6 protein-coding genes and 1 pseudogene are annotated in these 6,850 nt (G+C 68.9%); all 7 read left to right on the top strand.

The window, feature by feature from the left end:
- Positions 1-238 (top strand): annotated as a pseudogene (locus tag AC1DMN_RS07540) (TerC family protein); the annotation flags it as partial.
- A 181-nt stretch (positions 239-419) separates the two neighbouring features.
- Complete coding sequence (leuC, locus tag AC1DMN_RS07535) at positions 420-1,886, top strand: 3-isopropylmalate dehydratase large subunit (protein WP_441975781.1); 1,467 nt, start codon at positions 420-422, stop codon at positions 1,884-1,886.
- Positions 1,887-1,888: 2 nt separating this feature from the next.
- Positions 1,889-2,485, top strand: coding sequence for a 3-isopropylmalate dehydratase small subunit (gene leuD / locus AC1DMN_RS07530; protein WP_477229191.1), 597 nt, complete (start codon positions 1,889-1,891; stop codon positions 2,483-2,485).
- Between the two features lie 75 nt (positions 2,486-2,560).
- Positions 2,561-3,922, top strand: coding sequence for a UDP-N-acetylglucosamine 1-carboxyvinyltransferase (gene murA / locus AC1DMN_RS07525; RefSeq protein ID WP_441975783.1), 1,362 nt, complete (start codon positions 2,561-2,563; stop codon positions 3,920-3,922).
- Between the two features lies 1 nt (position 3,923).
- Positions 3,924-4,676 carry a lysophospholipid acyltransferase family protein gene (locus AC1DMN_RS07520; protein WP_440731595.1) on the top strand — a complete coding sequence of 251 codons (753 nt, stop codon included), beginning with the start codon at positions 3,924-3,926 and terminating at the stop codon, positions 4,674-4,676.
- Positions 4,666-5,817: an NAD(P)H-dependent glycerol-3-phosphate dehydrogenase gene (locus tag AC1DMN_RS07515; RefSeq protein WP_477229190.1), complete on the top strand. Its 1,152-nt coding sequence runs from the start codon at positions 4,666-4,668 to the stop codon at positions 5,815-5,817. The genes AC1DMN_RS07520 and AC1DMN_RS07515 overlap by 11 nt, the downstream gene beginning before the upstream one ends.
- Positions 5,723-6,805 carry a D-alanine--D-alanine ligase family protein gene (locus AC1DMN_RS07510; RefSeq protein ID WP_441975785.1) on the top strand — a complete coding sequence of 361 codons (1,083 nt, stop codon included), beginning with the start codon at positions 5,723-5,725 and terminating at the stop codon, positions 6,803-6,805. The genes AC1DMN_RS07515 and AC1DMN_RS07510 overlap by 95 nt, the downstream gene beginning before the upstream one ends.
- Positions 6,806-6,850: the final 45 nt, after the last annotated feature.

Genomic DNA, 6,850 nt, shown 5'->3' with positions numbered 1-6,850 from the left:
CTACCTGCACTACGGCATCGCCGTGATCCTCGCCTTCATCGGCGTGAAGCTCGTGCTGCATGCGATGCACGAGAACACCGTCCCGTTCATCAACGGCGGCCAGCACATCGAGTGGGCGCCCGACGTGCCGATCTGGCTGTCGCTCACCGTCATCGTCGTCGCGATGCTCGGCGCGACCGGAGCGAGCCTGATCGCGTCGGGGCGCGAGAAGCGTCAGGAGCGCGCGCTCGCGGAGTGACCCGTCCGGTGCTTCGCCCGGCTCAGGGTGGGTGGGAAACACCCACCCTGACCGGGGGTAAACTCGTTGCCATGCAGGCGGTGCAGCTTCTCCTTAGCAGCCGCGGCGAGACCTCGATCTAGGCCTCTCTCGCCGCGGAGTCTCGCGTGGGCCGCACCTTGACCCTCTGGAGAAGCAACGCATGAATGACGCAGCCCCCCGCCCCCGGACGCTGGCCGAGAAGGTCTGGGACGACCACCTCGTGGTGAAGGGCGAGAACGGCGAGCCCGACCTCATCTACATCGACCTGCACCTGGTGCACGAGGTCACCAGCCCTCAGGCCTTCGACGGGCTGCGGGCCGAAGGGCGCCCGCTGCGCCGGCTCGACCTGACGATCGCCACGGAGGACCACAACACTCCGACGCTGGCCATCGACAAGCCGATCGCCGACCTCACCAGCCGCACGCAGATCGAGACGCTGCGCCGCAACGCTGCGGAGTTCGGTGTCCGCTTGCACTCGCTGGGCGACGCGGAGCAGGGCATCGTGCACGTGGTCGGACCGCAGCTGGGGCTGACCATGCCCGGCATCACCGTGGTCTGTGGCGACTCGCACACCTCCACGCATGGAGCATTCGGCGCCATGGCGTTCGGCATCGGCACCAGCGAGGTGGAGCACGTCATGGCCACCCAGACGCTGCCTCTCAAGCCTTTCAAGACCATGGCGATCACCGTCGAGGGAACGCTGCGCCCCGGCGTCACCGCGAAGGACATCATCCTCGCCGTGATCGCCAAGATCGGCACGGGCGGCGGACAGGGCTATGTGCTCGAGTTCCGCGGCAGCGCCATCCGCGCCCTCTCCATGGAGGGGCGCATGACGATCTGCAACATGTCGATCGAGGCCGGCGCCCGCGCGGGCATGGTCGCCCCGGACGAGACCACCTTCGCGTACGTGCAGGGCAAGCCTCACGCGCCGCAGGGGCAGGACTGGGATGACGCGGTCGCGTATTGGCGCACGCTCCCGACCGATGAGGGGGCGACGTTCGACGCCGAGGTGTTCATCGACGCCGACGAGCTGGAACCGTTCGTGACGTGGGGCACCAACCCGGGCCAGGGCAGCTCGCTGTCCTCCGCGGTTCCGGACCCCGCGCAGATCGCCGATGCCAACGAGCGCAGCGCGGCCGAGCGGGCTCTCGAGTACATGGATCTGACGCCGGGTACTCCGCTGAAGGACGTGAAGGTCGACGCCGTGTTCATGGGATCCTGCACGAACAGCCGGATCGAGGATCTGCGCGCCTTCGCGTCGGTCATCAAGGGCAAGAAGAAGGCCGAGGGCGTGCGCGTCATGGTCGTGCCCGGATCCGCCCGTGTTCGCCTGGAGGCCGAGGCGGAGGGTCTGGACAAGGTCTTCACCGAGTTCGGCGCCGAATGGCGATTCGCGGGCTGCTCGATGTGCCTGGGCATGAACCCCGACCAGCTCGCGCCCGGTGAGCGCTGCGCGTCGACAAGCAACCGCAACTTCGAGGGCCGCCAGGGTAAGGGMGGGCGCACTCACCTCGTCTCGCCCCTCGTCGCGGCAGCCACCGCCGTGCGCGGCACGTTGTCCAGCCCGAGCGACCTGGAGGTCGCCGGATCAGTCGAAGCGCCCGTCGCGGCCGGATCGGAGGCCTGAGCATGGAGAAGTTCACCACCCACACCGGTGTCGCAGCGCCGCTGAAGCGCTCCAACGTCGACACCGATCAGATCATCCCCGCGGTGTTCCTCAAGCGGGTCACCAAGACCGGTTTTGAGGACGCGCTCTTCCACGCCTGGCGTCAGGACCCCGGGTTCGTGCTCAACCAGGAGCCGTTCCGGAACGCGTCCGTGCTCGTCGCAGGCCCCGACTTCGGCACCGGATCCAGCCGTGAGCACGCCGTCTGGGCGCTGCGCGACTACGGCTTCGCCGTCGTGCTGAGCCCCCGCTTCGCGGACATCTTCCGCGGGAACTCCGGCAAGCAGGGCCTGCTCGCCGCGACCGTCGACGAGGCCGACATCGAGCGGATCTGGGCGCTGATCGACGAGGATCCCGGGAAGGAGATCACGGTCGATCTGGAGGCGCGCACCGCCACGATCGGCGACTTCCAGACCTCCATCGGGATCGACGATTACACTAGATGGCGGCTCCTCGAAGGGCTCGATGACATCGGGCTCACGCTGCGCAACGAAGACAAGATCGCGCAGTTCGAGGCCCGTCGCGAGTCGTGGCGGCCACGTACGCTTCCTGTTCTCTGAATCGGACGCGGCCGTGAGCCTAGGGCATCCGCCCGGCGGCTCCGGCCGCGCTCGTTCCACAAGAAGAGGCCCTGAATGACGACACCGCTGCACGAGACCACGCTCGCTTCGAAGCCTTCGGGCGATGTCCTGGCAATCCGCGGCGGACGTCCACTGCACGGCAGGGTGGACGTGAAGGGCGCGAAGAATCTCGCGACCAAGGCGATGGTGGCCACCCTCCTCGGCGAGACCGCGAGCACCCTGCGAGACGTCCCCGACCTCTCCGACGTCGCCGTTGTCCGCTCGCTGCTCGAGGTGCACGGCGTGCGCGTCACCGAGGGCGACGAGCCCGGCGCGCTGATCTTCGACCCGAGCGACGTCGAGTCGGCGCACTTCGAGGAGATCGACGCCCACGCCGGCGCCTCCCGGATCCCGATCCTGTTCTGCGGCCCGCTGCTGCACCGCCTGGGCCAGGCGTTCATCCCCGACCTCGGCGGCTGCCGCATCGGCGACCGTCCCATCGACTTCCACCTCGACGCGCTGCGCAAGTTCGGCGCGACCGTCGAGAAGCTGCCCAGTGGCATCCGGCTGTCCACGGGCGGCAGCCGTCTGCACGGCGCCAACATCCATCTGCCGTACCCGAGCGTCGGAGCGACCGAGCAGGTCCTCCTGACCGCGGTGCGCGCGGAAGGCACGACGGAGCTGCGCAACGCGGCCATCGAGCCGGAGATCATGGACCTGATCGCGGTGCTGCAGAAGATGGGCGCGATCATCTCCTACGAGCCCAACCGGGTGATTCTCATCGAGGGCGTGGAGAAGCTGCGCGGTTACGATCACCGCTCGATCTTCGACCGCAACGAGGCTGCGTCCTGGGCGTCGGCGGCGCTCGCGACCGACGGCGAGATCTTCGTCGGCGGCGCCAAGCAGCAGGAGATGCTGACGTTCCTCAACGTCTTCCGCAAGGCCGGCGGCTGGTTCGACGTACGCGAGGACGGAATCCTGTTCCGCCGCGACGGAGAGCTCAAGCCGGTGATCGTCGAGACCGACGTGCACCCGGGCTTCATGACCGACTGGCAGCAGCCTCTCGTCGTCGCGCTCACGCAGGCGCAGGGTCGCTCGGTGGTGCACGAGACGGTGTACGAGAACCGGATGGGCTTCACCGGCGCACTGATCAAGATGGGCGCAGACATCGTCGTGCACCCGCACGGCCTGCAGGACGGCCCGCGACGTGTCGCACGCCGCGACCTCGAGCAGGCGGCGGTCATCACCGGCCCGACCCCGCTGCACGGCGCAGACATCGTGGTGCCGGACCTGCGCGGCGGCTACAGCCACGTCATCGCCGCGCTCACCGCGACCGGCGAGTCGAGGGTCTCCGGCGTCGACATCCTCAGCCGCGGCTACGAGAAGTTCCTCGACAAGCTCACCGCACTGGGCGCCGACTTCGACGTGATCGGCTGACATGCGCGCGACCGCCGAGAAGACACGCCCGAGCCTGTTCTGGTTCCTCGGGGTCTTCGTGGTGCCGTTCGTCTCGTTCCTGGCGAAGATCCGAATCCGCGGCGCCGAGAGGCTGCCCCGCGAAGGCGCCTTCGTGCTGGCGCCGAACCACTACTCGGAGTTCGACCCGCTGATCGTCGCGGTCGCCGTGTGGCGGCTCGGCCGCGCGCCCCGTTTCATGGCGAAGGAGAGCCTGTTCCGCGTGCCGGTCCTGGGCTGGGCGCTGCGCGGCACGGGGATGATCCCCGTGGCCCGGGCCTCGTCCGCAGCGGCGGCGAAGCAGACGCTGGTGCAGTCCGAGGAGCTCGTGAAGCACGGACGCGGGGTCATCGTCTACCCGGAGGGCACGCTCACCCGGGATCCGGAGCTGTGGCCGATGCGCGGCAAGACCGGTGCCGTCCGTCTCGCCCTCGCCGGCGAGATCCCGCTGATCCCGATGGCGCAGTGGGGCACGCAGAACATCATGGGCCGCTACCAGAAGGGCCTCCGCCTCTGGCCGCCGCGCAAGAAGGTCGACGTGCTCATCGGGGATCCGGTCGACGTCTCCGACCTGTACGGTCGAGGAGGCGAGCGTGCCGCGCTCGTGGAAGCGAACGACCGGCTCATGGCCGCCATCACGGTGCTCCTGGAGGAGCTCCGCGGCGAGAAGGCTCCCGCCGAGCGGTGGAATCCGACCGAGCACGGCCAGAAGGAGACGGGGCGTCTTGACTCCTAGGAACGCGGCCCCGCGCACCGCCTCGATCCCGCTCGGGCCGCGCGTGACGGTGATCGGTGCCGGGAGCTGGGGGACCACCTTCGGAAAGATCCTGGCCGACGGCGGCGCGCAGGTGACGATGTGGGCGCGCCGACAGGAGCTGGCCCACGAGATCGCCGAGGCGAAGCGCAACTCGCAATACCTCTCTGGCATCAACCTGCCACGATCGATGACGGCCACGCATCACCTGGCCGAGGCGATCCAGGGCGCCGAGCAGGTGTACCTCTCGGTGCCGAGCCAGACGCTGCGGGAGAACCTCAAGGCACTGCGTCCGCTGTTGCGGAACTCCGACGTCCCCGTGGTCAGCCTCATGAAAGGCGTCGAGAAGCGCACCGGCCTGCGGATGAGCCAGGTCATCGAGCAGGAGCTGCGCTGCGACCCCGACCGGATCGCGGTCGCGAGCGGCCCCAACCTGGCGCTCGAGATCGCGCGCGAGCAGCCCACCGCGGCCGTCATCGCCTCCAACAGCCAGGAGACGGCCGACATCGTGGCGCGCACCGCGCGCAACCACTACTTCCGCAGCTTCGTGAACACCGACGTGATCGGCACCGAGTTCGGCGGCGTGCTGAAGAACCTCATCGCCGTCGCCATCGGCATCGTCGACGGCGTCGGCTACGGCGAGAACACCAAGGCGTCGATCATCACGCGGGGTCTGGTCGAGATGACCGACTTCGCGGTGGCGAACGGCGCACAGCCGGGGACCCTGCAGGGTCTGGCCGGCCTCGGCGATCTGATCGCGACGTGCCAGTCGCCGCTCAGCCGCAACAACACCGCCGGGCGCCTGCTCGGTCAGGGATACAGCTTCCAAGACGTGGTCAAGCAGATGCAGCAGACAGCCGAGGGACTCGCGTCCGTCGCGCCGATCCTGCAGCTGGCCCGCGCCGCCGGCGTGGAGATGCCGATCGTCGAGCAGGTGAAGATGGTGCTGGACGGCACCATGGATCCGCGCGACATCGCCCCCCATCTGACCACCGACGACGACACCCCGCAGGGGGAAGGGACGGGCAATGGACAAGCAGACGGTGGTGGTGCTCTTCGGAGGGCGCTCCAGCGAGCATTCGATCAGCTCCGCCACGGCGGGAGGGGTGCTGCGCGCCCTTGACCGGGAACGCTACGACGTCATCCCCGTCGGGATCACCCGTGAAGGAGCGTTCGTCCTGGAGGACGACGAGCCGGACAAGTTCCCGCTCGACGCCGCGCATCTGCCCGAGGTCGTGGACAACGGCACTCGGATCCAGTGGCCGGAGCCCGGCGGGATCCGCACGCTGCGCGTGACGCGCGCCGACGGCACGATCGAGGACCTCGGTGCGATCGATGTGGTGCTGCCCCTGCTGCACGGTCCGCACGGCGAGGACGGCACGCTGCAGGGCTACTTCGACACGCTCGAGGTGCCGTACGCCGGCGGCGGGGTGCTGGATTCCGCGCTGTGCATGGACAAGCACTTCATGAAGGTCGCGCTGCAGGCCGCTGGCATCGCCGTGGCGCCCTGGATCACCGTGCGCGCGCGGCAGTGGGCGCAGGATCCCGAGAGCGTGCGCGCTGCCGCGGCCGGGCTCGGATCGCCGCTGTTCGTGAAGCCGGCCCGTGCCGGGTCGAGCGTCGGCGTCTCGAAGGTGACSGATCCCGCSGAGTTCGACGAGGCSATGCGSATCGCYCTSGCCGAGGACGACAAGGTGCTCGTGGAGACCGGAGTGGTCGGCCGYGAGATCGAGGTCGCGATCCTCGAGGGCGCCGARGGGCCGCGCGCKTCGGTGCCGGGCGAGATCGTGCTGACGTCCCGGGGCTTCTACGACTTCGAGGGCAAGTACCTCGGCGGAGACGGCGTGGACGTGGTCTGCCCGGCAGAGCTGGACGAGGCCGAGATCGGCGCGATCCAGGACGCCGGCATCAGCGCGTTCGAGGCGGTCGACGGACGCGGTCTCGCACGCGTCGACATGTTCCTCACGGCCGACGGCACCCTCGTCGTGAACGAGCTGAACACGATGCCCGGCTTCACTCCGATCTCGATGTTCCCGAAGTGCTGGATCGCCTCGGGGCTCAGATACCGCGATCTCATCACCGAGCTGATCGAGGCGGGTCTGCGGCGCTGATCCTGCCCTCTTGCGCGCTCTTCGGCGCAGGGGCATCCTGGCGTT

Source organism: Microbacterium sp. 01T413_2 (genome assembly GCF_056398985.1).
This window is presented reverse-complemented; position numbering and strand designations above follow the sequence as displayed.